Source organism: Paenibacillus sp. EZ-K15 (assembly GCF_002573715.1).
GTDB lineage: Bacteria > Bacillota > Bacilli > Paenibacillales > Paenibacillaceae > Paenibacillus_AQ.
In genome coordinates, this window is record NZ_PDHM01000020.1 from 15446 (window position 1) to 40759 (window position 25314).

A 25314-nucleotide genomic window follows, 5' to 3' on the forward strand; every position below is an offset into this window, starting at 1 on the left:
TTGATATAATTTTAAGAGCTAAATGAACAGGAAAAGAGTGATGTCGATGTCACTAGAATGGATGGGGAAAAATAGAATATTTGTTGAGAGGCTTGTAAAATTCGGTAATGCTTATGCGGACTCCTACAAAAAAGAGTATCCGTATAATACTCCTTTTTTATTTTCTGCTGCTCAAATTCAAGTACTAGAATATATATTGGAGAATGAAGATAAAAACCAAAACATGCTTGAAATTTCTAATCGGTTGGGAATATCTAAAAGTGCATTCTCGAAAAATGTCGCAAAAATGGTAGAGAAAGGGTTTCTCGAAAAATACCATACCTCTGACAATAAGAAAAACATTATTATTAAGGCTACCCAAACAGGCAAAGAAGTATATGATCAATACGTACATTACGCTTACGAAAAATCCTTCAAGAAAATCTTTTCCCTGCTAGATGAAATCCCTGAGCAGTATGTTGAGAGAATGGAAGCTATCTTAGATATAGCTGCTACAGCTACATCAGAAAAAACAAAGCAAAAGAAAGAGCAGGTTAAACTCATTCGAATAGAGTAGTAAGCGAAAGCTAGGGATACAGCATTTTAATTAATTGAAAGACATAGAAGTCAGCCTGTATTGGCTGACTTTTTTAATGAATGCTATGTCATTCACTATTTTTAAATTGATATGACATATGTTCCAAGTCTAGACAAATGACCGTTCTGCCATTTTCACTGGAATGCTTTCTAAAGAACTACATACTATCGCCATCGTCTCATGCTCTGCCGGAACCATAAAAAAAGAGATCCCCACCTTCGCGGAAATCTCCAATGCCTTTAAAATGATCATTCATTATTTAATATAATGTTGTTTTCTAAACGAAGAGTTCAACTTCCTTAAGAACACTTACTATACCCACAGTTCCCGCAAGTCTTGCATCCCTCGATGTTAATCAGAGACGCCCCGCCACAAGATGGGCACAGATCCAGCGACATGGAATTGCCGCCTGCGTGCGAACCATGTCCACCATATCCCGCGGCTACGGACTCACTCCCGGCATCTGCATCAGCAGGCGCCATCGTAGCTGCGACCGGTGCCGGATCATGGTCATGATCCGCCTCGGCGTTGTTCGCCACGTGCGTTTCGAGCGCCTTTGCCACCGCGTCGGCGATGGACTCCACGCGGTTTGCGCCGAAGCCGATCGCACCGGTGCCGCCGATGCCTTTGAGGTGCTTGATCAGCAGCTCTACCTTATTACCGTGGTCCCCGTATCGGAGGAACAGGGAGCAGACGCGTCCCAAGGCTTCCGCCATCGCGAACACATCCGATCCGGCCTTGCCGACGTTCAGGAAGATTTCGCTTGGAATGCCGTCCAGATCGTTGATCGTAATATACGCCATGCCGAACGGCGTGTTCATTTTATAGGTTGCGCCGCGCAGCACTTGCGGGCGCTTCTTGTATTGTTTATCCAGCCCGCTCTTGCTTGCTGAGGCTGTCACTGCCACGCTTGCAGCCGCCGGCTCCACGCTTGCCGCGTCCTCTGCAGCTTGGCCTGCCGTTTCCGCAGTAGAAGCTGTCGTCGCTTCGGTGGCTTTATCCTCTTTTTTCTCCGTTTGCAGCACCTGCACGTCGCGGCTGCCGTCGCGGTAGATCGTTACGCCTTTGCAGCCCAAGTCGAATGCCAGTTCATACAGGCGCTTCGTATCTTCAACCGTGAAGTCCGACGGACAGTTGGCCGTCTTCGAGATCGAACTGTCCACCCAGCGCTGAATCGCTGCCTGCACGCGGATATGATCCTCGGCGGAGAGACTCATAGCCGTGACATAATAATCCGGAAGCTCTTCGCCCGGATGGCTGTCCAGCCAATCCTGGGCAATCGGCACAAACTGTTCATCGAAGCCTAGACGGCTTTGACGGAAGTATTTGAAGGCGAAGTACGGCTCGATGCCTGTCGACGTTCCGACCATCGTTCCCGTGCTGCCCGTTGGCGCTTGGGTAATGACGGTAACGTTGCGCGCACCTTTTTTACGCACCGCTTCGGCAACTTCAGGATACACCTCGGCCATATTTTTCATGAATCCGCTTTGCAGGTACAGTTCGGCATCGAATGCTTGGAACGAACCTTTCTCCTCGGCAATATCGGCAGAAGCAAGATACGCTTCGCGCGCGATGAAGCCATACAGCTTATCCAGGAACTCCAGCGATTCCGGGCTGCCGTAACGGATGTTCAGCTTGATCATCAGCTCGGCCAGACCCATCGTTCCGAGACCCACGCGGCGCTCTTTTTTCTGGTTCAATTCGTTTTCTTCAAAATGGTACGGCGTCCGGTCAATGACATTATCCAGGAAACGCACGGAGTAACGCGTCGTTGTCGCCAGCTCATCCCAGGCAACGTCATGATTCGCTTCATCATAGAACTTCGACAGGTTCATCGCGGACAGATTACATACGCCCCAGCCCGGAAGTCCTTGCTCACCGCAAGGGTTCGTACAGATAATTGGATTGAAATACCAGCTGTTGGACATCTGGTTATAGTATTCCATGAATACGACGCCCGGCTCTGCCGATTTCCATGCGGATTCGATAATCGTGTGCCAGACCTCGCGTGCTTTTACGGTTTTATATGGAATGATACTGTGTCCGGCTTTCTTCCATTTATCCAGATCCCCGTCCCACAGCTCATCATAGTCAGGATCAGTAGTATCCGGGAACACCAGCTCCCAGTCCAGATCTTCCTTCACAGCCTTCATGAAGTCATTGCTGACGCATACCGACAGGTTCGCATTCGTAACTTGTCCCATCGTCTGCTTCACGGTAATGAAGTCCTCCACGTCCGGATGCCAATCGTTAATCATCAGCATGAGCGCACCCCGGCGGCTTCCGCCCTGCTCGATCAATCCCGTCGTATAACTGAACAATCCGCCCCACGATACCGCACCGCTGGAAGAACCGTTCACGCCCCTTACGATCGCGCGCCGAGGACGCAGGGAAGACAAGTTAATGCCGACACCGCCGCCGCGTGCCATAATCTCGGTCATCTCGCTCAGGGTTTCCATAATACCGCCCCGGCTGTCCTTCGGTGAAGGAATCACGTAGCAGTTGAACAGTGTCAATTCATCGCTTGCGCCCGCTCCAGCCGCAATCCGTCCGCCCGGCACCAGCTTCCAATCATCCAGAATCTCGCGGAACTTTCCGCGCCACTCTTCCTGCAGTTCCGGCGTTGCCTCAACCGATGACATGGCAGCCGCGAGTCGATCCCACATTTCTTCCGGCGTTTTCTCGATGGTTAACGTCAGCTTCTCTACATCCGATTCCACAAGCTCGCCCTTCCGTGTCTTCACCGTGACCTTGCGGCCTTCGCGCTTCACGATTTCGCCAACTTCCTTGGTCGGAAATTTAGGATCATCCTTCGTCAAAACGAGCACCACATCGCCTACTCTAGCGTTGTTGGTGTCCGCATCCTTCCAGGCATACCGGTCCAAAAAGATCTTCTCGCTTAAACCCTCCAGCCGCTGATTCTGCATCGTACTCAAGAGCAACTACCTCCTATATAAGATATAAAATTTAAAAAGATTCCCAAGTATATGCGCTCACCAACAACATAACCTGTTATGTAGCCGGTCAAACATCCAAAACCACTATATACACCACATATAGTGCTATTTATCCATTATACTACACTATATATAGGTTAACTATGCCGATAATGTGAAAATTAAGCCAACAGATCCAAGCTCCCGCTCGCAAGCTTCCGCTTTCTTCCTCTCGCTCTCTTTTTCGCTGTTCCCTATGAAAAAAAGTATGAAAATATCCAATTCCCGCAGCCGCACGCCCTATAGGATATTCCTCGCCTCCCGAATCCGTGCAAGGTTATGAAGACTTCTTTTTTCGTCCATACTACATATACACCGCTGGCCCGGAATCTTTCACAACAGGAGGAGATCGACATGAACCATCAGCCATCTGCCAACTCAGGCATGATCATCGACCCGCGTCTTCCCGTTCCATTGCAGATCGACCGTTCCTGGTTTGACGATCTCGCCAGTCGACTGGACAAGGGTGGCCCTTGGGGTGACTATCGTCTGGCCCAGCTTGCCGTGGAGGGCGAGAAATCCCGCTTGGTTACAAGCTTTGAAGAACTGCAATGCCTCAAGCACCTTGGCGGCTTATCCCCGCTCCCCCATCAGACCGATACCGCAAGACGCGTATTGTTCGAGATGTCGGGCAGAGCGATTCTGGCCGATGAGGTGGGACTTGGAAAGACGATTGAAGCCGGCCTTATTTTAAAAGAATACATTGTGCGCGGCCTGGTATCCAAAGTGTTGATTCTCGTTCCGGCTTCCCTTGTGCTGCAATGGGTTCGCGAGCTGAACTCCAAGTTCGGCATACCTGCGATTGCGCAGAAAAAAGCGTACTCCTGGGGCAATGACATCGTTGTCGCATCCATGGACACGGCCAAACGCGATCCGCATCAGGAGATTCTGCTGAATGAGGAATACGATATGCTCATCATCGATGAGGCGCACAAGCTCAAGAACAAGAAAACATCCAATTATCAATTCATTCAAAAGTTGCGTAAAAAATACTGCCTCTTGCTGACGGCCACACCGGTGCAGAACGATCTCAGCGAGCTCTTCAATCTGATCACCCTGCTGAAGCCGGGCCAGCTCGGAGGCCAAGGACAGTTTGCCGCTAATTTTGTTGTCGATAAACGAAGACCCAAGAACCAGGATCAGCTCAAGGATGAGCTGTCCAAGGTCATGATCCGTAACCGCCGCGGCGAAGGCGAAGTGAAATTCACCAAGCGATCCGTCCGCAATGTGGGGCTTAGCCTCTCGCCCGAAGAACAGTCATTATACGACGGCGTCACGTCCTTCGTCAAAGATCAGTATCAGGCAGCAGGGGGAAATTTAAGCAGTATGCTGTCCCTCGTTACCCTCCAGCGTGAAGTGTGCAGCAGCCGCGATGCCGTCTTCGTGACTCTTGTTAATCTGTCCAAGAAACTGCCGGAGGACTCTCCGCTGCGTGATAAAATCTGGGAGCTGGTCTATCTCATCAAGGCCATCAAAGCCAACACCAAGGCGGAAAAAGCCATTGAGCTGATCCAGCAAATGAACGAGAAGGTCATCGTATTTACGGAATACCGCGCCACACAGGAATACTTGCTGAATTACTTCCGCGATCACGGACTGATCTCCGTACCGTACCGGGGCGGAATGAACCGCGGCAAGAAGGACTGGATGATGGATCTCTTCCGCGGCAAGGCACAGGTCATGATCGCGACGGAAGCTGGCGGCGAAGGCATCAATCTGCAATTCTGCCACCATATGATCAACTTTGATCTGCCCTGGAATCCCATGCGGGTTGAGCAGCGAATCGGGCGCGTTCATCGTCTCGGCCAGACCAATGACGTGAAGATCTACAACCTGTCCACTTCGGGAACCATTGAAGAGCACATCCTGAACCTGCTGCACGAGAAGATCAACATGTTCGAGATGGTCATCGGAGGACTGGATGTCATTCTGGAGCGGTTCGAGAAGAAGGAATCCATCGAGAAGAGTCTGTACAAAATCATGCTGGAGTCCGGCAACGACGATGAGCTCCGCCAGCGCATCAGCACATTGGGCGACTCGATTCACCATATTAAACAGGATATCGAGCAGGGAAGCACCGTCGAAGAAAATCTAAGAGAGGAAGAAGCCTAATATGACCATGACGCCGCAGGAGGTGCAGCAGCACTTCATGGCCTATTTGGAAGCCACCGAATGCACCGTCATTGAAAAATCGCCTGAGCATGTCACCGTGAAACTGTCACCGCAAGCCGACAAAATGCTCACCAACCGCCCGTATTACTGGGGCTTCGTGGAACGTACCGGCGCTCCCGCCGAAACGTTGTCATTCAATTTCGTGTTTGATCCCGAGAAATACGACGAACGGCTTGCAAAGACCCAAGAAGCCGAGGCCAAAGCGCAGCTCGCCGCACCCTCACAGGATCCGCTCCTGGCCCGCTTTTACGGGAATGCCCCGGTTCTGCCTATCCTCGGTCCCGGCCGCATTCAGCGGGAGAATATTGGCTACGGCAGCAGCCGGCTCGCCCAAATCTGGAATGCTTCCCGGGAGGAAGGCAAATGCGTCTATCTGTTCCAGCAGCGCGATACCGAGCCGCGTCCGAGAGCCCGTTCCACTCCGTATGAGCAGTGGCTGGGCGTATGCTTCAAGGTGGAGTTCAGCTGTGATCTGAAGCGGGAGGAATTGTTTTTTCTCGGAATCTCACTATCTAGCCGTGCGATCGCCCAAGACTTCCCGGCGATCCTGAATGGACGCGAACTGACGCCTCGCTTGCCGGAGAGCGTTCACGTCAGACCGGCGGCTCTGACGCTCGAGCAGGCCGTAGATGCGCTGGAGAACCATCTTATCGACAAGATAAGCAAGCTGGACTATGACTGGGCAACCAAAGCAAGAGAACGTCTTGAAGAAGAACTGTTGGTGATCGACAGCTATTACGAGGACCTGCTCAAGGAGCAAGACGAAGAGAAAAAAGCGCTCATCGAGGAGCAATATAAGAACCGCCGGTCCGAAATGCAGTGGCAGTACGAGCCAAAAGTGAGCTTGTCCGTCATAACCTGCGGTCTATTTCATCTGTGTTCACCTGTGGGTGCGTCATCATGACGCCCCTCTACAAAAGCAGGCAAAAAAAGAACCATTCTCCCTTCTCCTACCGCGACAGCTTGCAACAGCCTTTGCAGAGCTTGTCCGATATGATGATTCCAACACATCCACGGCGCGTAGGGCCAAGGAAAGGCGGTTAATGATTTGAAACAGTGGAACATGAAACTTCATAACCATGATGACAAGGATTGCAAGAATTCCCAGCCAAAATCACCCGATAACAAGCAGACCAGCCGATATCGAATGCTGTCTGTCTCAATGATCGTAACAACTATCCTGTGGTTCAGCACGGTCCAGCCGCAGGCAAGCATGGCTGCCGCTAGCCAAGCCGACGTTTCCATTTCTGCGAACAGCCTTAATCTGACAGGCACTCAGCTTACAGCGGATCATCATATATTAGGCGTTTCAGGTGTTAATCAGAACAACGCCGTGGCTCAGGTGCCCGGGAGTTTGATGGGCTTTGCTGAGGAGACTGTCGCTCAATTATCGGCCCATGCGCCATTTACGACCTGGGATGAAGCCAAGCTCGAATTCACCCCGCTCGGTCCGGGCACGCACGGCTGGTTGGTCACGATTTCCGCTGAAGGACTGCCGCAAGGATACATGATTATCAGTGCAGGAGAAGACGGTGGATATATCCTGAGTGAATACGGGATCGGCTCGACCCTTCCCTATAGCCAAGCGCCGCTGAAAGAGCGGCTCGCTGCGGAAGGACTTGTGAAGGCCGAAGGATCGTTGCCTCAAGGAAGCATCTTGCGCAAGCTGTATGACGTGTCCCCCGTCTGGCAGGTTCAGCTGCCCGGCAAGAAGCCGATCTATTTTAGTGCATTGAATAGTGAAGCTCTCCCGGATGAGCCCCAGCAGACGCATTCAACGACTAAGCCGGTATCCGTATCTCTGCCTGACGCATCCAAAGGACTCGTAGCTTCATCCACATCTAATCATTGGTATGCCGGAACGCCCTTCATCGCAACCGGCGACTCCATTGATCCTTACGATAATCTGCTGTGGCTGACCTCAAGCGATCTAACGACCCGAAGCAGCGCCGATCTGCGGAATTTACTGCAGGAGCACTCCATCCTGATTTTCAAGTCCAAAAAAGGAAATGCCGCTTACGGCACACCTTTTAACTTAACCGGCTGGCATCGCTGGTCCTCGGGGAATCAGGAGAACCCGGCTGCGCTTTATGTTTCGGTTCCCTTGCGGAATACAGACACCCTCCGTTTCCTGCCGGCATCCCGGTTAATTGGACAAGGTCAATTTTATGCCCAGCCGGAATAATACGGGTTATAGCAAACAGCCCTCACCATGCAATATGCCATAACTGACAAAAGGACGCGACCCTTTTATGGGCAGCGTCCTTTATATTTCAAGGCGGTTTATAAGTGTGTACTCAGCACTCACAAGGGTCGATAGCCATCCAAAAGCATGTTCCGAGCCTGACATCGTGCCACAGGGAGCAATTCGCACGATGTACAAAATGCGACTTCATGAAGGAACATGCAGTAGCTGCTACTTTGTCCTTTTTTTGCGCTTGGTGGTTACATCCTCTTTCCATAGCGACATGGAGAACGGAATCATGCCGAACCACCTTGTGGTCCAGGATTCCTTCACCTTCGCCTTGCGCCGAACGTCCTTGGGCGTATCTATATAATGAACCACGCGCTCGGTAATGTACTTGATCAAATCATCGCCGCTAGCCATATGAATCAACTCCTTATGGTTTATCCACATCCCAGTATCAGTTTGCTCCATTTCGATCGATTCTAGACGCACGCATTTGAACGGCATGATTTTTCCGCTAAATGCACATTCTAATAAAGCCGAAATTTTACGCGAAAGAAGGAATCCATCATGGTTAAGGCAGCAGGGGTGTTGATGCTTCTCTTTACGCTGGCATTCCCGGGTTCTGTCATTGAAGCCTGTCCAGTGAAGAAGCATGCCATGACGCATCCCGCAAGAACCGTTCATCAGACATCGATACAGACAGCTGGGCTTACGTCCAAAACGCCGGAATCCACCCACTCTTCGGGTCAGGAAATCGACCAGTCCAAGCTCCGGCACCTGCACCCTTTTGCTCATGATGTCATCCTGATCGATGTGGGTCATGGCGGTATTGACGGCGGTACATCGTATGGGGACATTCTCGAAAAAGATATCAACCTGGCCATTTCACGCAGACTGTTCATGCTGCTTCGCAGGGAGGGATATCATGCCGTGCTGAATCGCGATGCTGATTACGCCCTTAGCGACGACAACCGCTGGCATCGAAGCTCCTCCAGACATCGCCGGGATTTGTCGCAGCGTAAACAGCTCAGCAGCGAAATTCCGACCAAGCTGGTGGTCAGTGTTCATGTGAATTGGGGAAAGAATTCCTCCCGACGTGGGGGAATCGTGCTCCACCAATCCGAGGGTCGCAGCACCTTGCTTGCGGAAACCATTCAAGAACAATTAAATCTGGTTTATCGCAGCAACAATGGCATCATGATAGGCAAGCCGTATTATCTGCTCAATCAAACCCAAGTACCCGCCGTCATCGTTGAAACGGGTTTCCTCAGCAACATGGAGGACCGGAAATTATTAACCGGCCGAAACGGTCAAATGCAGATCGCCGAGGCCATTGCCGACGGGATTGTCAGTTATTTAACGGCCCTGTAGTTTGGGGCTTTTTTTGGTTTCATCCTACCCGGCTCAGTAGCCAACACGATTCGGAACGGAAATCATCTGTTCGTGGCCTTTCTGGGATATTCCGATTACCACCGCCACATTTCTGTGATTGGCAAAGATGTACGTTCCACTTGTCCCATTGTCCGAATGTTTGGGGAATGATGTGCCTCTTCCCTGACCGAGGCCGCAAAGAAATCGGGCGTATTGCTGATCGACTTCACAGCACCACACTTCCGTACAGCGGGTCAGCGGCAACATTAGCGAGATAATTCACAGCATGCGCAGCCAGCGCCTCAACATATGTACAGCCTCCCATACAGGGATCGGAATCACCGGCTCCTTGTCTGGAAGGCTATTGATTTTTTATCGCTATGCAAGATATGGGCTGACCTTTGTCGGATAACCTTATACCGTCAGTTACTCACAGCATGTCGAAACCGACTTCGGCTCTACTGCTAACATTAATACGCAGGCAGCGGATTCGGCCGCCAGCTTGACTGCTCCCTAACCAGATCACTGATACCCACAAACTCAACCTTTGTCTGCAGTTTCGGAATGGTTCCTTTCAGCGCTTCTGCCGTGCGGATTCCATACACGCCAACATGACCTATTGCAATGCAGGATGTTCTCTCTTCCGCATGCTGCGCCGCGGTCAGGAGCTGCTTGCTCACGTGCTGAACGGTATGAACGTCATCCAGGAAGATATCGTTGGCGATGGACGGCATCCCCTTCTCCGCTGCCAGTTTGCCAACCACGCTGTGGTAATTCGTCTTGCTGTCGATAAAGAACAGCCCTCTCTCCCTGCATACGTCGAGTACAATGGACATAACCCGCGCATCCCCGGTAACCTTGGAGCCCATATGATTATTAATCCCAACGGCGTAAGGAACCGAATCGATGGCCTCTTCCATGCGTTTACGAATTTCCTCATCGGTGAGCGAACTAAGAATGGCACCCGGTCCAAGCCAGGAAGTTCGTCCTTGCTTAGGCTCCATGGGCATATGGATAATGACGTCATGGCCTTGCCGATGCGCGGCTTCGGCGTCCTTCACGCTTGTCGGCAAAAAAGGCATCACGGCCACCGTGATCTTGATTGGCAGATTGAGCATTTCCTGAGTCCCTTTCTGATCATTGCCAAAATCATCGATGATGACGGCTAGCTTATTGACTTTCGCTTCCTGACCTGGCTTGTTGAGTCCGGATTCTTCGTGCACTTGGTTTGGTTCCTGACGTGACAGATCAGCCGAAGCAACCACCCCTGCCCCATAGCCGATCTGTGGTCCGTTCACGATCCCCCATGCCATACACAGCAGGATCACCAAATTTTTATATACCTTCCGCATCTTGACGCCCCTTCCCACTCCTATTCATACATACCTAACCGTATTGTTTGAGAAAAGTTAATCAAATATGTAAGTCAGAAAGTAAATGTTGCCGATTAGCAAAGCGCTGGGCATAAGAAAATTCCTTGCACAAGGGATAACAACAAGGCGCTTCCCATACACGGGAAGCGCCTCGTTTCAGGCAATGACTTGGCTGGCAGGGCAATCCCATCTTTCAACTAACCATATCAGTGTTTACTATGAATACGCGCATCATTTTATTTGCGTTAAATCCTCATCCCGCCCATCCAAATCTCAACACAAAAAAGCTCGTAAACTGCTAAAAAGCAAGTTTACGAGCTTCTTCATAAGGATGCGGTCGAGAGGACTCGAACCTCCACGGGGGTTAGCCCACACGGACCTGAACCGTGCGCGTCTGCCAATTCCGCCACGACCGCGTATCATGTTCATCGCTTTTAGGAGACAAGCTCTTATCAGCGGCGACAAGATATATAATATCACGCCAGGTAAATCGAGTCAACACTTTTTTTGAGCTTGATTAAAAACCTGTTTTTCGGTTAAAATAAGAACATAAGTTCTCATTCAATAACCATTTTCTATATAAAGGCGGTGATGTTGATGGCCATACCGGCTGTTACGACAGAAGAACGAGCATTGATCAAGAGTTACCTGCTGCTGATGTTCATTCATAAAGTGTTTGAAAGGGATTGCCGAATCATTCAGGAGAGCGGTGTCTTCAAGAGCCCTCAATTGTATGTAGAAGTTGTGGGGAACGGAGCCAAGCGTGCTGCTGTGCTTCTTCGTGAGGTGAAGCAGGAATTCACCAAGCGGGCGATCAAGGTGTATGATATTGGGCAAAACCAGGATGGAATCCAGGCGCGATATGCATGCCGGGGTTACATTGGTTCGATGAACATTCTATGGCCATCCTTCCGTGAAGAGATGATGGACCGCATGCGAGCCTATCTGGGGCTGGTTTCGCCCGAGACCGAGTCCTCCGAGCAAGCCCATCCTCCTGCCGCTGTTTCCGCCCGCTAAATCGCCGCCCTTTAAACAGAGAATAACCGTCTCCCCCCACTGAACAAGAATGCTCCGGTTGAGACGGTTATTGGTAACACGTGAATCAATGAAGATTATGCTGCACGCGGGTCAGTCCCTGCGAGAGAGCATGTCCCGCACTGGCGGCAGACGCCACGGCTACAGCCTCCATAATCTGAGCATCCGAGGCTCCCTTCGCACGGGCTTCCTCCATATGGTAGAAGGTACACAGCTCATTATTGGCAAACAGTCCGATCCCGAGCGCGATCAGCTGCTTCGTCCGCTCATCCAGCTCGCCATCCTGAAAGCAAACGCCGGTGAACTGATGATACGCCTCTGCCATCTCCGGCATGCTCTGCTTCAAATTCAGAATTTCATTCTTATAAGCCGAGACCTTGTCATTGGACATTTCCATAACCCAAAGCACCTCTTCCACAAAAATTTGATGCGAGGTTAAGTTGTCCGACAAGTTCGAGATCTATGCCTACTCTTCGATCGGGCTTATTCTTGGATCATTTTTAAGCTGGTAGCTGTAGCGTCGATCCAGTTTAACGACCCGCCGGTTTCTGCGGCGTATAATGACCTGCTCCGGGTCCCAGGCTACAACAAAGCCTATAATATCATTGGTCTCCAAGCCATCCCGCACAACCCGGACCAATTCGCCGGAGAGCCGCAGCTCATCGAGTCTTTCATCGCTAATCATCACCATACCTCCTTCATAAACGAACTCTGCAAAAAAAGACCTAAATGAGATCATTTAGGTCTTTTGAATGCGTTGCGATATCGACAAACATCCCGACTAAGAGATGTTCTATATACCTATTAACGCTGTGCCGGCTCAATGCTGTCATTCTTCTCGTACCAAAAATCCAGAACGGTTGAAGACATGACGCGCTTCTCGATATATTCTACCTGCTGAGGCGTAAACTGTTCCTTCCATTCGAAGGAAACCTCCTCACACAATCCGGCAATCGTCAGCAGTTCTGACCAGGCAACATAGCGTTTGTACCAGAAAAACTGAGGATGTTCAATCATATAGGGATATAGATCATCAAACTCCGTATGTTTACAATCCAAAGCACGTTCAAAATGTACCTTTGCTTCATTCAGCTTCTCAATCAAAAACGGCTCGGTTACAGGTTGTTTCCCCATGGTGCTGCCTCCTCTCTCTTGCCTACCTCTTTATTATAAGCGAAAATCACGGAGGCGAAAAGATTTTGTTGTGATTTTAGGCTGAAATCCATTTAAAATCGACTTCGAATTTACACTATTACGCACTCCAGAGGCTAGGGTACAAACGTTCATGACTTAAGTCCTGCCTTTCGGCTCTACTCCTGACATATCATTAGCGTTTGGTAAATTCCTAATCCTAGCTGAACGTAATCTTGCCGTCCTCAAGCGACGATATGGCGACAAGCGATTCCACATGAACATTCTGTTCGCGCAGCGTTCGCGCTCCGGCCTGGAAGCTCTTTTCAATCACAACGCCAAGCCCGATTAATTCCGCCCCTGCTCGTTCAATAATCTTGATCAGGCCTCTTGCAGCGTCCCCGTTCGCGATAATGTCATCAATGAAGAGTAACTTATCCTCTTCACCGATAAACTGGCGCGATACCATAATGTCCGTGACAATGCCCTTGGTGAAAGACGGAACCCGCTCACACAAGGCGTCTGGATCGGCGAGCAGCGTTTTTTTGCGCCGGGCGAATACCATCGGAACTCCCAATTCCAGCGCCGCGGCAAAAGCAACAGAAATGCCGGAGGATTCCAGCGTTACGACCTTGGTCACACCGCTTTCTTTAAATCTCGCCGCGAATTCCCGACCCATATCCATAATTAAAGCCGGATCTACTTGATGCGTCAGCAGAGCATCCAGCTTCAGCACCTGATCCGACAACACGACACCTTCTTTGATGATCCGCTCCTTCAACCAATCCATCCAAAAGACCTCCCACGATTCCTTTGTCGTAAAAGTAACATATTCCTCCCTGTACGGCAAGTACAAACGGAGACTCCGTCATTTAACTGTACGGTTTCCGTCATCATTCCTGACATTGATCTCCGTTGCCGGGCGCTCATCCTTGTCATACCTCCGGCAAAGGACCTGGACAGGTAGGAGTCATGTCCCAGCTGAGCCAAGCATACCTTGTACTATGCAGAACGATTAACTTTCAAGGGGGATGCGGGGCTTGCGTAATTCTATTCGTGTTTTACAGATCGCCTTTACATATATCGGAACCATCGTTGGCGCTGGCTTTGCGACCGGACGGGAAATCCTTCAATTCTTTACCCAATATGGACAATGGGCCACACTGACCATTCTGCTTACGACAGGACTATTCATTTGGCTCGGCACGAAAATCTTGACGATATCCAGGCGGATCGGGGCCAAATCCTTTGAGGACTTGAACAAATTTCTGTTTGGAGAAAAAGTCGGCGTCTGGATCAGCCTCTTTATGTTTGTCATTCTGCTCGGGGTGAACAGCATCATGCTTGCAGGCGCCGGATCTGTTTTTGTGGAGCATCTGAATTTAAGCTATCAGACCGGGTTGTTTGTCACGATGATCGGAACCTATTTCATTCTCAGAAAAGGCATCCAGTCCATCATGACGATGAACAGTCTCGTTGTTCCCATGATGCTGACCTTATCGCTTGCGATTATTTCTCAGACGATTCAAGCGCCGGGTGCCACCCGTTTCTTAACCTTGACAACGGACCATAGCCTGCCTGCGGTTTGGCTGGCGCCCCTGCTCTACACCGCCTTTAACCTGGTCATGGCAATGCCGGTGCTGGTCCCGCTCGGCAGCCAGACCGAAAGTGCGCGCACCGTAACCTGGGGAGGCATTATTGGAGGTACGGGGGTAGGGTTTATGCTGATGGCAGCGCATTTTGCGATGTCCGCCCATATGCCCGGCATCGCCCAATTCGAAATCCCGATGGGCAGCATCGCCAACCAGCTGGGCTGGCTGGTGCAGATCATCTATCTCATTCTGATCTTCCTTGAAATTTTCAGCACCTTCGTGGCCAATATCTACGGGATTACCCTGCAGGTTCAGCAGCGAACCTCGCTCTCGCCCAGAGTGATTACCCTTGGCATCATGGTGTTCTGTTATTTCTTCAGCCAGTTCGGGTTCAGTTCCTTGCTCTCTCTCCTCTATCCGATGTTCGGGGGACTGTGTCTGCTCTGGGTGCTCCGACTAACTTTGTTCGGAACCCCCGATATCAGGGGAAAATAAAGGGGCTTTCCCAAAGATATGATAAACCTGCCCTTGGGAAGCCCCTTCTTATGGCTACATCGTGATAAATTGTGCATTGGGTATGCGTTTCATGGTTTGCTCCGCTACATGTCGATGACACGTCATCATCACGACTTGCCGGTCTTGCGACAATTCCGCGAGAAGCTCGAGCGCATGTCCGAGCCGTTCACCGTCAAAATTAACAAACAGATCATCAAGCAATAGCGGCAAACCCATTGCATGTGGCATCGATTGAATCAGACCGAGCCGCATCGCCAAATATAACTGTTCCGCCGTGCCGCGGCTAAGCCTGCTGCTCTCCACCAATTCACCAGTCGGGCGCTCTGCCAGCAGGCTCTGATCTCCCATCCGCATGACCATCCGGCTGTACATGCCGCCGGTCAGCATGGAGAAGTAGCGGGAAGCCAGCTGCAGCACCTGCGGCTGTTTCTCTTCCTCGTACATGCGGCGCGTACGTTTGATAAATTCGGAGGCCATCGAACGTACCGCATATTGCGAGACTAATTCCCGCAGGGCGGATCGTTGCTCCTCCAGCTGCTGCAGGGCGGAATCCTGGTTTCCCGCTGCTTCCAGTGACTCTCTCTCCTGAAGCAGCCGCCCCCGCCGTTCCTGAAGCTCGTCCCGCAGGTGGAGCGCGGCGGATACGGCTTCCTCCTTCTTGAAACATTGAGCTTCAAGTTCCGCAGCATCCGTTAGCTCCAGCAGCTGTTCAAGCTGTCGGCGACCCGCAGCATCCCAGCCGCTGAACATGGTAATTTCGTGATGGCGGATCGTGCGAACAAGTTCCTCCCGGCGTTTCGCAGCAGCTCCCATACGAAGAAAGGTTTCTTCGTCTGCCGATTGAGACGATGCAATCAGAGCCGCTTTACGCAGCTGCAGCCCTTCCCGCTCCTCTTCTATCGCAGCCCACTCTTTGCGAAGCTCTTGAATACGCTCTGCAAGGACCTTCTTCTGTCTCGAATCCTCTTGATAGCTCTTCCATCTGGAATGGACGTTGCCGAGCTCAGCGACGGCTGGGATTCGGCTGCCGTTAGCGTCTCCTCGGGGATCCGCCGCAAAGATCTCATGGCATTGGATGATATAATCCTCCGCCTCTTTTAACAGCACATCCATTTTCAGGCCAAGCGATTTCTGCTGCCGGATCAGCTCCTGCCCCTGCTCAACTTTTACGAATACGTCCAGCATCACGTCAGGCGACAGACTCTGCGGGAGTGATATGGACATAAGCCAAGCCTCCCACTGCCGCTCCAGCTCCAAATATCGCTTCTCTTCCTGATCGATGGCGCCCTGAACCGTTTGTAATTCAACCTGTTGCAGCGCAGCCTTCTCCTCAGCCGCCGCACAATCGGACGTCAATCGATCGAGCCGCTGCCGCCATGCTTGCCAGCCCTCCATCACGGATCGAAGCTCGCGCATCTGCGCCTCCACCATGAAGGGGTCGCGAGCCAGGACAACGTTTTTGTCCCTTCGACTGCCCGGGATCGTACTCACTGCTGCTGCCGCGTAAGGGGCAGAGACCAGCCTGGAATAGAGATGATCTATATGTTCCGTTCCCTGCCCGTCTAGATTATGGATCTCATTCGAAACCGTACCATGAACTTCCCGGCCATGTAGACCGCTCCAGAATACATAACTCATGCCGAGCAGCATCACGATGCCTGAGACCACGGCAGCTTCCGTGGTTGATGTCCATAGCAATACAGCTACCAACAGGAATGTCATAACAGCCATTCCCGCCAGCAGACCCTTGTACATCCGAGGTAATCGGCCCCTCCCCGATTGGCGCGCGGAAGAAGGCTCAGGCTGTGTCCGGGTCAATCTCCGTTCGCGCCAACGCTCGATCTCCAGCTGCAGCTGATTCCACAGTGCAGCGGTCTCCTGGGGCGCTGCCGGCTGAATCATGGCAAATGCCTCTTGTCCCCGATCCATTTCCTCGCGCAGCTGCCGCCTGGCTTCCCGCTGCGCCGATTCAGCTGCCGCTGCAGAACGCTGGGCTCCGCGCTGTTCAATGAACAGCGCCTCCATCCGGCGATCATATCCGGCAAAGGCCGTACTGATTCGTCGTACCTCCTCGCGCTCCGAAGCGGATACTGATAGAGTTAGCATCTCTTGCCGGGTCCATGCCGGATCGATATCTCGGAGCAGCTGTTCCAGCCGGATCTCCTGAGACTTGTATTCGGCCGTAAGATCGGCAAGCTCCCGGTTTACGGCTTCGTGCAGGCTTCGTTTCGCCCACAGCTCCTCAATCCGTTCGCCATACTGTTCCATGAACGCATTAAGGGGGAGGGCTCTCAGCTTATCCTCCACGTCCTCGATCGCCCGCTCGACGCGGATGGACTGGGCGAGAAGGAGACGCTCTTCTTCCTGCATCTTTTCGTAACGGGGGATTCCATCCGGAGGAAAGTTGCCACTGTCCATCAGATCCTTCAGTTCCAACCTGGCCTCACGCCATTCCAGCCAGGCCGGACGAATATCCTGGGCTTTTCGAAGAAGCGACAAATCCTCAGCGTCCCTGGTACGATCCTTTTCCAGAAGATTCAACTGTTCCTGTATTTCCAGAATGGATGTAAGGGTCTCGTTATATCGGGAAACGTACGTCTTGCTCTCGGAAACCTGGGTTCTTAAATGCTCGATGGATTGCAGCAGCTTGGCGGTATGCTGAACCTTTCCGCGCGGCTTATACAGCTTGTCCATCTCCTGAGACAACTTGCGTTCGGCTTCCAGTATATTGGCCCCGCCGCCGATTCCGGCATGGAACAGGTAACCGCTCATCTCGGCAGATTGCAGGCTGCGGATTTCCTGCAGCTCGCTTAACGAGATAGCAAACAGCTGACGAAACATATCTCTGGACACACCGCCCAAGGCATATTGCTCCAGCTCCTGCTGTCCAAGCTCGATCACGATCCCGTTATCCGCTAGTTTATGAATATGTACGCGCTCACCCCTGCTGGTGGCTGAATTTCCTTCTCTGGGCCGGTTGTAGCGCCGGACCACCCAAGGTACTCCCTCCTTATCCAGAAAACGCAGCTCGCCGCCGTGTACGCCTTCCCCCGAAGGCTCGCCGCGTTCTGCCGGCGAGCCCTTCCCCGGGAATCCGTACAGCATGGCTCGGATAAAATACAGGACACTGCTCTTTCCAGCTTCATTCGGCCCATACAGCACGGTCACAGGTGCATCTATCGCAAGGCTCATGTCCCGGACGGCTCCGAAACCTTGAATGTTCATCCGCTCTAGTCTCATGTTCCGACACCTTCCCCTTGCGAACGGTCGCGCAGCAATAACCCTAAGGTCAGTTCCTCCGCTCTGCGAACCCATTCCAGCATTTCCTCCGGACTGATCTCGTCCAGCAAGGAGCGGAGCTCCGCATGCTCCAGCAGAGGCTCCAAGCTCTTCGCAACAACCCCGTCAGGATCTTGAACCCGTCCCTGTTCCCCTCGAACAAGACGAAGCAAGTCCCCTGCAAAGCTGTCTTCCGCAAGCAGCCTCTCTGTATCGATCGCGTCCCCGGATTGAAGGGAGAAACTCTCGATCCAGACGCATCCCCGATAGCCGCATGTCTGTCCCTTCGCGGCTTCTCTTCTCCGCAGATCGGTCAGCAGCTCATCAAGCACATATCCGCCTTCAAGCTGACGATGAACCGGACCTCTTCCCGTAATCCGAACGCGGATCATGCTAAGCCCATTCGCGTACGCTGTGGTTATTTTGGTGAGAATGGATTCCAAAGCGCGTCTCCATTCATCGACATCCTGATAAGAATCAAGTGGCGCTTCAACGATGTGCCAGCGCATGGAATCAAGTTCATGGAAGCTCAGCTTCGAGTTCAAGCTCCCATCCACATCGACGATATAACATCCCTTGGGTCCTGTCTCCCGGACATGACGTCCCTGGATATTTCCCGGATACACAATATAAGGAGATTCCTGCAAGGTTCGACGGGAGTGAATATGCCCGAGCGCCCAGTAATGAAATCCGGCCTGGATTAGATCCCTTTTTGTACAGGGTGCATAGGTTTCGTGCTGGGGATCCCCATCCACGTTCGCGTGCAGAAGTCCGATATGGTAGAGAACGGATGACGGAGCAGGATAACGTATCGCAATATTATCGGTTACCTTCGAGGTCGGATACGACATCCCGGTAATGACCGCCACTTCTTGATGATCCGAGCGGCGAACCGCCGTTACGCTTGCAGGCTCCGCCCCAAACACATGGACATGGGGAGGCAGCGTCATAGTAAGCTTGGTGCTGTCCAGCGGATCATGATTTCCATGGATTACATATACCGCAATCCCTTCCATTCCCAGACGGTTAAGGGACTCCAGGAAGCGAAGCTGTGCGCGCAGCGAGATGTTGGAGCTATCATATATATCCCCGCTGATGACGATAAAATCAACATGCTGGTCGATGGCGAGCTGCACGAGCCGCTCCAGCGCACGGAAGGTCGATTCCTGAACGAAAGACCGCAGGTTGTCATCGAGCCCGCTGATCCCGATAAACGGACTGTCCAGATGTAAATCCGCAGCATGCATAAATCGAAAAGAAGCCATAACCGATCCCTAACTCTCTATCATAGGTTGAAATTTCAAATACATTTTTTTCAGTTCATTTACGGATCTGGACAGGGAGTATTGACTCTTCGCCTTATCCGAAGCGGTCCGGGCAAGCTCATAACGATAGAGCGGATCACTGATGACCTTCTCGAGCGCCACGCTGAGTGCTATCGGATCCTCCGGCGGTACAAGCAAGCCGTTTACCCCATCCTCGATCTGCTCAGCGATGCCGCCGACATCGGTGCCTACCAGCGCAAGGCAACTAAGCGCCGCTTCCGCGAACACCGAGCCGAACGCCTCCGCTCTCGAAGGCAGGACAAAGATATCAAAGAACGGCATAAACTCCTCGGGATGCAGCGTATATCCGTAAAAAATCGTCTCCTGGTAGATGCCGAGTGTTTTGGCCATCTCCTCGAGCTCCTGTCGGGAAGGTCCGTCGCCGATAATATGAAGGACGTAATCATATCCTTTGCGTTTCAGTTCCGCGCAGGCTTGGAGCAGAATGTCCAATCCTTTTGCAGGTACCAGACGGCATACCGTAATCAACTGCGGCACCGCATTTTCATGAGGCACTGGTTTAAATCTTTTATCATCAAATCCGTTATGAATAACCCCGATTGATTCGGGGGTATTCACGTACGGAGCCATGTAATCCTTGAAGGAGTTCGACACCGTCAACAGACGGTCGCTGATGTACTCAAGCTCCTTATATAAAGAGACCAGGAATCTGTGCTCCAGTCCTCCTTCTTTGATTCTTCCGTTCAGGATGAGCTCGCGCTCGTAACTGGAATGCACGGTTTGGATGAGCGGAGCCTCAGGGAATACGGCTTTCATCGACATGCCTGCAATCGGATGATGACTGTGGATAAGATCATAAGGCTTTTGAAGACGCAGACGTGTCCACCACAGGTAATCCCGGTAGGTTTGAAGGTATTTGGCTACAATCGCACTCCCTTCGAACTCTTTCCAATCAAAGGTATGGAATACCGGATCCTCCTGGCCTTTGTTGCGGATCCGCTTGGGCAACCAGAACATCTCCATCTCCCAACGGGAGGAATGAAAACGCTCCTGCAAATAAGGAATCATGGACGAGACGCCACCCGGCTGTTCAGGAGGGAAGAATAATGCTTGAAGAAGTTTCATGGGGATCCCCCTTTCTCTAAATCTCTTTTCAGATTCATTGTTTTTCGATATGATATATTAGAACATATGTTTCATACAAAGGAAACCTATCCCTACTCAGGAGTGAATCGATTTGTCCTATGAATTGAGTTACTGGTCCACTTCTCCACTACCTACCATATTTGCTGTATGCGGAGCTTATATCGCGCTTATGATGCTGATCATGTGTCTCTTTATGTACAGCAAGCAACGCAAGAATGCTTACATATATATGGCGGCAGCCTTCTTCTTCATTATGACATACGAGGGTCTGAACATCCATTCGGCTTGGAGTGGAAAATCTGTTTTTCCACCGGAATCGGACGTCCTTCGTTTCATTCAGCTTTTTTCGTTTGTCCTGCTGAACGTCTCGATTGTCATGCTGTACCGTAGAGTCAAGACCATGCATTATTGGCTTCCCTTGTTGTCAGCCGCACTGCTTATGCTTCCGCTCATTCTTCCCTCATTTCTTCCTTACACCCTGGACCCGATATGGCAAAGCATATATTTTGATGGTTTTCAGCTCGTTGCACTCTATTTGGCTTATACCAAAGTCACCCCGCGGATCGGACAACCGATCAAATATGCGATTGGACTTGCCGTCTACGCCATCTCGGCTATCCTGCAATCCATACATACCTATTCCGGCAGTCTGTCGCCTGCGCTTCAGGGACTCGCACTCGCCCTGCCGGTGCTTTTCTATAGCATCGTGTTCTTCATCCTGTTCAGACGCATTGTCGAGCTGATGCAGTCCATCTACCGGTCCGCCATTACGGACGGATTAACCGGGCTCTACAACCGCAGGCATTTTATGAAGTATCTGGACCATTACGCGTCTCAGGAATTGAAGATATCCGCTATCTTCTGCGACATCGACAATTTCAAGAAGCTGAATGATACCCAGGGCCATGCCAGAGCCGATGAAGTGCTGAAGCAGGTCGCCGCCATTATGGAGGAAGAGCTTGATGGTATCGGGATTACCGGCAGGTATGGCGGTGAGGAATTGGTCGCCCTGGTGGTTGATCGCAAAGTCAAACCCGCGCAGGTCGCCGAGAACATCCGAGCCAGAGTGGCAAGCGAGAGCATCGTCACCATCAGTATCGGCTACAGCGTACTGCGCAAAGGCGTTCGCGGCGATGAACTCATGAAACAAGCCGATAAAGCGATGTATCATTCCAAAACGACCGGCAAAAACAAGGTATCCGATTACCGGTCCTTAAAAACCTCATCTACCGAATCAACGGAATCCGCCGGATAACACTGACGCAGGCTGCCCACTATATGAAGTGGGCGGTCTTTTTTTTGCTTGACATTTCTTTACTACGCCCTTGGCAACATGATAAACTAATGACCGATTCCTTAAAGCCAGAGAAGAAATGAACTCTGAACCGGGATTTTTTTGCCTTACACTGCAGCATGTACCTTATTCTAAAGAAGGAGCAATATAACGAATGAGAAAGGAACTATTGCCTGTTGGCTTTGTCGCCAGCATGAATGATATTCTTGGGGATGCCTCGTGCGATTTTTGGGACAGCTATGATTTCCCCCGCACCCACGGGCTGCGTCTTAACCGGCTAAAAGCGGTTCATGCCGCAGACAGCGTAAAAAAACTCATCCGGCAATTCGAGCTGACGCCAGTGCCCTGGTGTGATACCGGATACTATTATGATGAAATCCTGCGTCCAGGCAAACACCCCTATCATGCCGCTGGACTATATTATATTCAGGAGCCCTCGGCAATGTCCGCAGTCGAGCTGTTGAATCCTCAGCCCGGAGAGACCATCCTGGATCTTGCGGCAGCTCCCGGCGGCAAGACCAGCCATATTGCCTCCAAGATGATGGGACGGGGACTGCTCGTCTCCAATGAAATCCATCCCGAACGGGCGCGGATTCTGGCCGAGAACGTGGAACGTATGGGAATCATGAATACAGTCGTTACGAGTGCGGCACCGGATCAGCTATCCCGCCGTTTCGTTGCCTGCTTTGACCGGATCATGCTCGATGCGCCATGCTCCGGTGAAGGCATGTTTCGAAAGGATGCCACAGCGATTGAGGAATGGTCACCTGAACATGTGGATCTATGCGTCGCCCGGCAGTGGGACATTGTCCAAGAGGCTTACCGGATGCTCAAACCGGGAGGAACTCTGGCTTATTCCACCTGTACATTCAACACGGCCGAGAATGAAGAGATGATTGAGCACATTCTTTCGCAGTATCCCGATATGGAGCTGCGTGAAATGAAGCGCTTGTGGCCCCACTTGGAACGGGGGGAGGGGCATTTTGTTGCTATCTTGGTCAAATCGGCGGCTGCCGAAGCTTTACATGAAGACCTCGATTACTCTGCGGTCAGAAGTAAATCCCCGGCAAAATCAAATCGGGGCAGCAAACAAACGCCTGCGCCTTCCGCTTTGGCTGAATATCAGGCTTGGGCGAAGCAGGACATCCCAGGATTTGAGCTTAACGGCGGTACTCCGATATTGTTCGGTGAAGAGCTGTACTGGCTTCCGGTCAGCGAGAGCTTGGCATGGAATGACAAGCAGCTAAAGGGATTGAAGATGCCGCGCGCAGGTCTGCATCTGGCTCATCTGAAGAAAAACCGCATCGAACCGGCGCATGCCCTTGCTATGTCCTTGCATCCTGGCCAAGCTGCCCGCAGCTGGGATCTGCCTTCAGATTCAGCCGAGGCAGCTGCTTATTTACGGGGAGAGGTGCTCTCCATTCCTTCCGAATACCGGGGATGGACGTTGGTAACCACGGATGGATTACCTCTGGGTTGGGGCAAAGCCAGCGGTGGACAGCTCAAGAATCACCTGCCCAAAGGCTTGCGTAATCCCAAGTAACGCCCATTTCTAAAACCCATACAGAACCGTATAGATCGAAACCATCGTTAAAACGGATAAGCTTCCGAACTCAGCAGTCTGATTAAATATGTACAAAGGGGCCATCTCTCTGCAACTACATGCAGGGAGTATAGCCCCTTTATTTATAAAACTTTATCTGGCCATCTAATCTGATCAAAAATCATAGGCTGCGTCTTTGGCCTCCTGAATAGCGGACACCACATTCAGATGCATCACCGTGTCCTCGACCAGACGCTCAATGCGTAAGAGGATATCGTCATTCACGATTTCATTGCGGTGAAAGTCCTTTTCTTCAATAAACACGTACGTTGGAACGATATGCGCCTTCATATAGGACAGAATCGGCTTTAACTGCTGCTCGATCATTAGAAAATGTTTCGCAGACCCTGCCGTTGCCAGCATACTGACGACCTTGCCCCGAAAAGCGTTCACCGGCAATAAATCGAAAACGTTCTTGAGCGTCGCCGGGATGGAAGCCTGGAAGGTAGGCGTACCGATGATGAGGGCATCTGCCGCCATAATCGTTTCGGCTACATAGCGGGTATCCCCCTCATATTCCCGATAATCCCGGCCATCGCCGAAAACAAGGTTGTATTCAGCTAAATCCAGCAAGATCATCTCGGCATCCGGATACTTATCGCGGGCAGCCTTGAGCGTATAATTCATCGCCGTTTTGGTCTTGGTGCCGACGTTCGAGCCGGCGATTCCTACGATGTTCATCCGATTTCCTCCTTGCTTTTTGCAGTATGTTTTCTGATCTCCGGCGCGATTACCGTAGCGATCAGTTCAATGTTTTTGGCGATTTTGTCAAACGCCAATCCACCAAAGTCGATCTGTGCCAGGAAGCGCTGTTGTCCGTACAGCTCATATTGATACAGCATCTTCTCGATAATCTGCTGCGGACTGCCGACCATCAGAGCATCCCGGTGATCCGTCGACTGCGCGAATTGCTGCTTCGGATAACCACTGCCTTTCAATGCCATCATGCCGGAATTGATGTGCGGGTAGTACTCTCGAAGCGCATCCTGCGAGTTCTCCGCCGTATATAACAAACTGGTCGTCGCGATCGGAAACTGAGAAGGATCATAGCCGCTCCGCTGCAACGATTCCCGGTAGGCCTCCACGGCTAGCTTGAAATTAATGGCCGGGCCGCCAAGCGTGGTCAGCATCATCGGAACGCCGGCGTAGCCTGCCTTAATTGCACTAGCCGGCGGGCCGCCAACTGCACGCCAGATCGGCAATTTCCCGGATTGAGGCTGCGGAAGAATGGTCGCTTGATTCAGCGGTGCTCGGAACTGTCCCTCCCAGGTTACGGATTCTTCCGCGTTGATTTTGAGCAGAAGCTCCATCTTCTCCTCGAATAATTCCTCGTAATCACGCACGTCATAACCAAGCAAGCTGTACGCGCCGACGCGAGAGCCGCGGCCGGCTACAATTTCGGCACGACCTCCCGATATCAAGTCGAGTGTCGCGAAATCCTCATACACGCGCACAGGATCCGACGTGCTTAACACCGTAGCCGAGCTTGCGATTTTTATGTTTCGGGTCGCTTGGGCAATCGCGCCAAGGATGACCGTATGCGCTTGGGTGGTAAAATACGTCTGGTGGCTCTCCCCTACCGCAACCACATCCAACCCGGCCTCATCCGCCAGCTTGGCGGCCTCAATGATTTCATGTATTCGTTGTTCCGCGCTTATGCGATTCCCAGTCATCGGATTGATCATGTGCTCACCGATAGAGTAAATCCCGATCTCCATTCCTTTGTCTGGATGAATTCGATATTCTTTCATG

At 51.6% G+C, this 25314-nt stretch carries 21 protein-coding genes and 1 tRNA gene; 9 read left to right on the forward strand and 13 right to left on the reverse strand.

Annotated elements, in window-relative coordinates; genetic code table 11:
• Positions 1-46 precede the first annotated feature (46 nt).
• Positions 47-556 carry a MarR family winged helix-turn-helix transcriptional regulator gene (locus tag CRG97_RS23095; protein WP_161952966.1) on the forward strand — a complete coding sequence of 170 codons (510 nt, stop codon included), beginning with the start codon at positions 47-49 and terminating at the stop codon, positions 554-556.
• Between the two features lie 320 nt (positions 557-876).
• Here the strand turns inward: CRG97_RS23095 and CRG97_RS23100 are convergent, their stop codons facing one another.
• Positions 877-3504 (reverse strand): adenosylcobalamin-dependent ribonucleoside-diphosphate reductase, encoded by a 2628-nt coding sequence (locus tag CRG97_RS23100; RefSeq protein WP_481856218.1) that lies wholly within the window; start codon positions 3502-3504, stop codon positions 877-879.
• Between the two features lie 423 nt (positions 3505-3927).
• On the opposite strand from CRG97_RS23100, the gene CRG97_RS23105 reads away from it, so the two are divergent.
• The 3 genes from CRG97_RS23105 (at position 3928) to CRG97_RS23115 (ending at position 7930) form a co-directional block, all read left to right on the forward strand.
• Positions 3928-5685 (forward strand): DEAD/DEAH box helicase, encoded by a 1758-nt coding sequence (locus tag CRG97_RS23105; RefSeq protein WP_098747891.1) that lies wholly within the window; start codon positions 3928-3930, stop codon positions 5683-5685.
• 1 nt (position 5686) lies between these two features.
• Positions 5687-6649 (forward strand): YqhG family protein, encoded by a 963-nt coding sequence (locus CRG97_RS23110; protein WP_098747893.1) that lies wholly within the window; start codon positions 5687-5689, stop codon positions 6647-6649.
• Positions 6650-6793: 144 nt separating this feature from the next.
• Positions 6794-7930, forward strand: a complete 1137-nt coding sequence (locus tag CRG97_RS23115) for a hypothetical protein (protein WP_237566558.1) — start codon at positions 6794-6796, stop codon at positions 7928-7930.
• A gap of 231 nt (positions 7931-8161) precedes the next feature.
• On the opposite strand, the gene CRG97_RS23120 is transcribed toward CRG97_RS23115, so the two are convergent.
• Entirely contained in the window at positions 8162-8353 is a 192-nt protein-coding gene (locus CRG97_RS23120; protein ID WP_098747894.1) for a YqzE family protein, read from the reverse strand.
• Positions 8354-8503: 150 nt separating this feature from the next.
• Between CRG97_RS23120 and CRG97_RS23125 the strand changes: the two genes are divergently transcribed.
• Positions 8504-9307, forward strand: a complete 804-nt coding sequence (locus CRG97_RS23125) for an N-acetylmuramoyl-L-alanine amidase (protein ID WP_098747895.1) — start codon at positions 8504-8506, stop codon at positions 9305-9307.
• Positions 9308-9777: 470 nt separating this feature from the next.
• Here the strand turns inward: CRG97_RS23125 and CRG97_RS23130 are convergent, their stop codons facing one another.
• Both CRG97_RS23130 and CRG97_RS23135 read right to left on the reverse strand, forming a co-directional pair.
• Entirely contained in the window at positions 9778-10659 is an 882-nt protein-coding gene (locus CRG97_RS23130; protein ID WP_098747898.1) for a divergent polysaccharide deacetylase family protein, read from the reverse strand.
• A 353-nt stretch (positions 10660-11012) separates the two neighbouring features.
• Positions 11013-11096, reverse strand: a tRNA-Leu gene (locus CRG97_RS23135).
• Between the two features lie 181 nt (positions 11097-11277).
• Between CRG97_RS23135 and CRG97_RS23140 the strand changes: the two genes are divergently transcribed.
• A complete protein-coding gene (locus CRG97_RS23140) occupies positions 11278-11697 on the forward strand; it encodes a YhjD family protein (RefSeq protein WP_098747900.1) in 420 nt (139 codons plus the stop codon).
• Positions 11698-11782: 85 nt separating this feature from the next.
• Here the strand turns inward: CRG97_RS23140 and CRG97_RS23145 are convergent, their stop codons facing one another.
• The 4 genes from CRG97_RS23145 to CRG97_RS23160 all read right to left on the reverse strand — a co-directional run bounded on the left by CRG97_RS23145 (position 11783) and on the right by CRG97_RS23160 (position 13636).
• Complete coding sequence (locus CRG97_RS23145) at positions 11783-12112, reverse strand: carboxymuconolactone decarboxylase family protein (RefSeq protein WP_071221734.1); 330 nt, start codon at positions 12110-12112, stop codon at positions 11783-11785.
• Positions 12113-12181: 69 nt separating this feature from the next.
• On the reverse strand, positions 12182-12400 hold the full coding sequence (locus CRG97_RS23150) for a hypothetical protein (RefSeq protein ID WP_098747903.1): 219 nt from the start codon (positions 12398-12400) through the stop codon (positions 12182-12184).
• A gap of 119 nt (positions 12401-12519) precedes the next feature.
• Entirely contained in the window at positions 12520-12849 is a 330-nt protein-coding gene (locus CRG97_RS23155) for a hypothetical protein (protein ID WP_071221736.1), read from the reverse strand.
• Between the two features lie 217 nt (positions 12850-13066).
• Entirely contained in the window at positions 13067-13636 is a 570-nt protein-coding gene (locus CRG97_RS23160; RefSeq protein WP_098747905.1) for a xanthine phosphoribosyltransferase, read from the reverse strand.
• 250 nt (positions 13637-13886) lie between these two features.
• Here CRG97_RS23160 and CRG97_RS23165 point away from each other — a divergent pair, with 250 nt between their 5' ends.
• The gene (locus tag CRG97_RS23165; protein ID WP_098747908.1) at positions 13887-14933 is read left to right on the forward strand and encodes a YkvI family membrane protein; all 1047 of its coding nucleotides are present in this window, start codon (positions 13887-13889) and stop codon (positions 14931-14933) included.
• 54 nt (positions 14934-14987) lie between these two features.
• Here CRG97_RS23165 and CRG97_RS23170 read toward each other — a convergent pair whose 3' ends face one another.
• The 3 genes from CRG97_RS23170 to CRG97_RS23180 are packed head-to-tail and all read right to left on the reverse strand — an operon-like array spanning position 14988 to position 20644.
• A complete protein-coding gene (locus CRG97_RS23170) occupies positions 14988-18194 on the reverse strand; it encodes an AAA family ATPase (protein ID WP_098747910.1) in 3207 nt (1068 codons plus the stop codon).
• Positions 18191-19498, reverse strand: coding sequence for a metallophosphoesterase family protein (locus CRG97_RS23175; protein ID WP_098747913.1), 1308 nt, complete (start codon positions 19496-19498; stop codon positions 18191-18193). The genes CRG97_RS23170 and CRG97_RS23175 overlap by 4 nt, the downstream gene beginning before the upstream one ends.
• Before the next feature lie 9 nt (positions 19499-19507).
• Positions 19508-20644, reverse strand: a complete 1137-nt coding sequence (locus CRG97_RS23180) for a glycosyltransferase family 4 protein (protein ID WP_098747915.1) — start codon at positions 20642-20644, stop codon at positions 19508-19510.
• Between the two features lie 112 nt (positions 20645-20756).
• Between CRG97_RS23180 and CRG97_RS23185 the strand changes: the two genes are divergently transcribed.
• A complete protein-coding gene (locus CRG97_RS23185; protein ID WP_098747917.1) occupies positions 20757-21920 on the forward strand; it encodes a GGDEF domain-containing protein in 1164 nt (387 codons plus the stop codon).
• Positions 21921-22113: 193 nt separating this feature from the next.
• Complete coding sequence (locus CRG97_RS23190) at positions 22114-23502, forward strand: RsmF rRNA methyltransferase first C-terminal domain-containing protein (RefSeq protein ID WP_098747920.1); 1389 nt, start codon at positions 22114-22116, stop codon at positions 23500-23502.
• Between the two features lie 174 nt (positions 23503-23676).
• Here CRG97_RS23190 and CRG97_RS23195 read toward each other — a convergent pair whose 3' ends face one another.
• Both CRG97_RS23195 and CRG97_RS23200 read right to left on the reverse strand, forming a co-directional pair.
• The gene (locus CRG97_RS23195; protein WP_098747922.1) at positions 23677-24243 is read right to left on the reverse strand and encodes an NADPH-dependent FMN reductase; all 567 of its coding nucleotides are present in this window, start codon (positions 24241-24243) and stop codon (positions 23677-23679) included.
• On the reverse strand, positions 24240-25313 hold the full coding sequence (locus CRG97_RS23200; protein WP_098747925.1) for an LLM class flavin-dependent oxidoreductase: 1074 nt from the start codon (positions 25311-25313) through the stop codon (positions 24240-24242). Before CRG97_RS23200 ends, CRG97_RS23195 begins: the two co-directional genes overlap by 4 nt.
• Position 25314 lies beyond the last annotated feature (1 nt).

Bases quoted from the DNA above. Each gene is read 5' to 3' on its own strand.
- CRG97_RS23195 (WP_098747922.1), bottom strand. From the start codon at position 24,243: ATGAACATCGTAGGAATCGCCGGCTCGAACGTCGGCACCAAGACCAAA.
- CRG97_RS23140 (WP_098747900.1), top strand. From the start codon at position 11,278: ATGGCCATACCGGCTGTTACGACAGAAGAACGAGCATTGATCAAGAGT.
- CRG97_RS23150 (WP_098747903.1), bottom strand. From the start codon at position 12,400: ATGATTAGCGATGAAAGACTCGATGAGCTGCGGCTCTCCGGCGAATTG.
- CRG97_RS23125 (WP_098747895.1), top strand. From the start codon at position 8,504: ATGGTTAAGGCAGCAGGGGTGTTGATGCTTCTCTTTACGCTGGCATTC.
- CRG97_RS23200 (WP_098747925.1), bottom strand. From the start codon at position 25,313: ATGAAAGAATATCGAATTCATCCAGACAAAGGAATGGAGATCGGGATT.
- CRG97_RS23175 (WP_098747913.1), bottom strand. From the start codon at position 19,498: ATGGCTTCTTTTCGATTTATGCATGCTGCGGATTTACATCTGGACAGT.
- CRG97_RS23130 (WP_098747898.1), bottom strand. From the start codon at position 10,659: ATGCGGAAGGTATATAAAAATTTGGTGATCCTGCTGTGTATGGCATGG.
- CRG97_RS23180 (WP_098747915.1), bottom strand. From the start codon at position 20,644: ATGAAACTTCTTCAAGCATTATTCTTCCCTCCTGAACAGCCGGGTGGC.
- CRG97_RS23145 (WP_071221734.1), bottom strand. From the start codon at position 12,112: ATGGAAATGTCCAATGACAAGGTCTCGGCTTATAAGAATGAAATTCTG.
- CRG97_RS23120 (WP_098747894.1), bottom strand. From the start codon at position 8,353: ATGGCTAGCGGCGATGATTTGATCAAGTACATTACCGAGCGCGTGGTT.
- CRG97_RS23155 (WP_071221736.1), bottom strand. From the start codon at position 12,849: ATGGGGAAACAACCTGTAACCGAGCCGTTTTTGATTGAGAAGCTGAAT.
- CRG97_RS23190 (WP_098747920.1), top strand. From the start codon at position 22,114: ATGAGAAAGGAACTATTGCCTGTTGGCTTTGTCGCCAGCATGAATGAT.
- CRG97_RS23110 (WP_098747893.1), top strand. From the start codon at position 5,687: ATGACCATGACGCCGCAGGAGGTGCAGCAGCACTTCATGGCCTATTTG.
- CRG97_RS23160 (WP_098747905.1), bottom strand. From the start codon at position 13,636: ATGGATTGGTTGAAGGAGCGGATCATCAAAGAAGGTGTCGTGTTGTCG.
- CRG97_RS23105 (WP_098747891.1), top strand. From the start codon at position 3,928: ATGAACCATCAGCCATCTGCCAACTCAGGCATGATCATCGACCCGCGT.
- CRG97_RS23095 (WP_161952966.1), top strand. From the start codon at position 47: ATGTCACTAGAATGGATGGGGAAAAATAGAATATTTGTTGAGAGGCTT.
- CRG97_RS23170 (WP_098747910.1), bottom strand. From the start codon at position 18,194: ATGAGACTAGAGCGGATGAACATTCAAGGTTTCGGAGCCGTCCGGGAC.
- CRG97_RS23100 (WP_481856218.1), bottom strand. From the start codon at position 3,504: ATGCAGAATCAGCGGCTGGAGGGTTTAAGCGAGAAGATCTTTTTGGAC.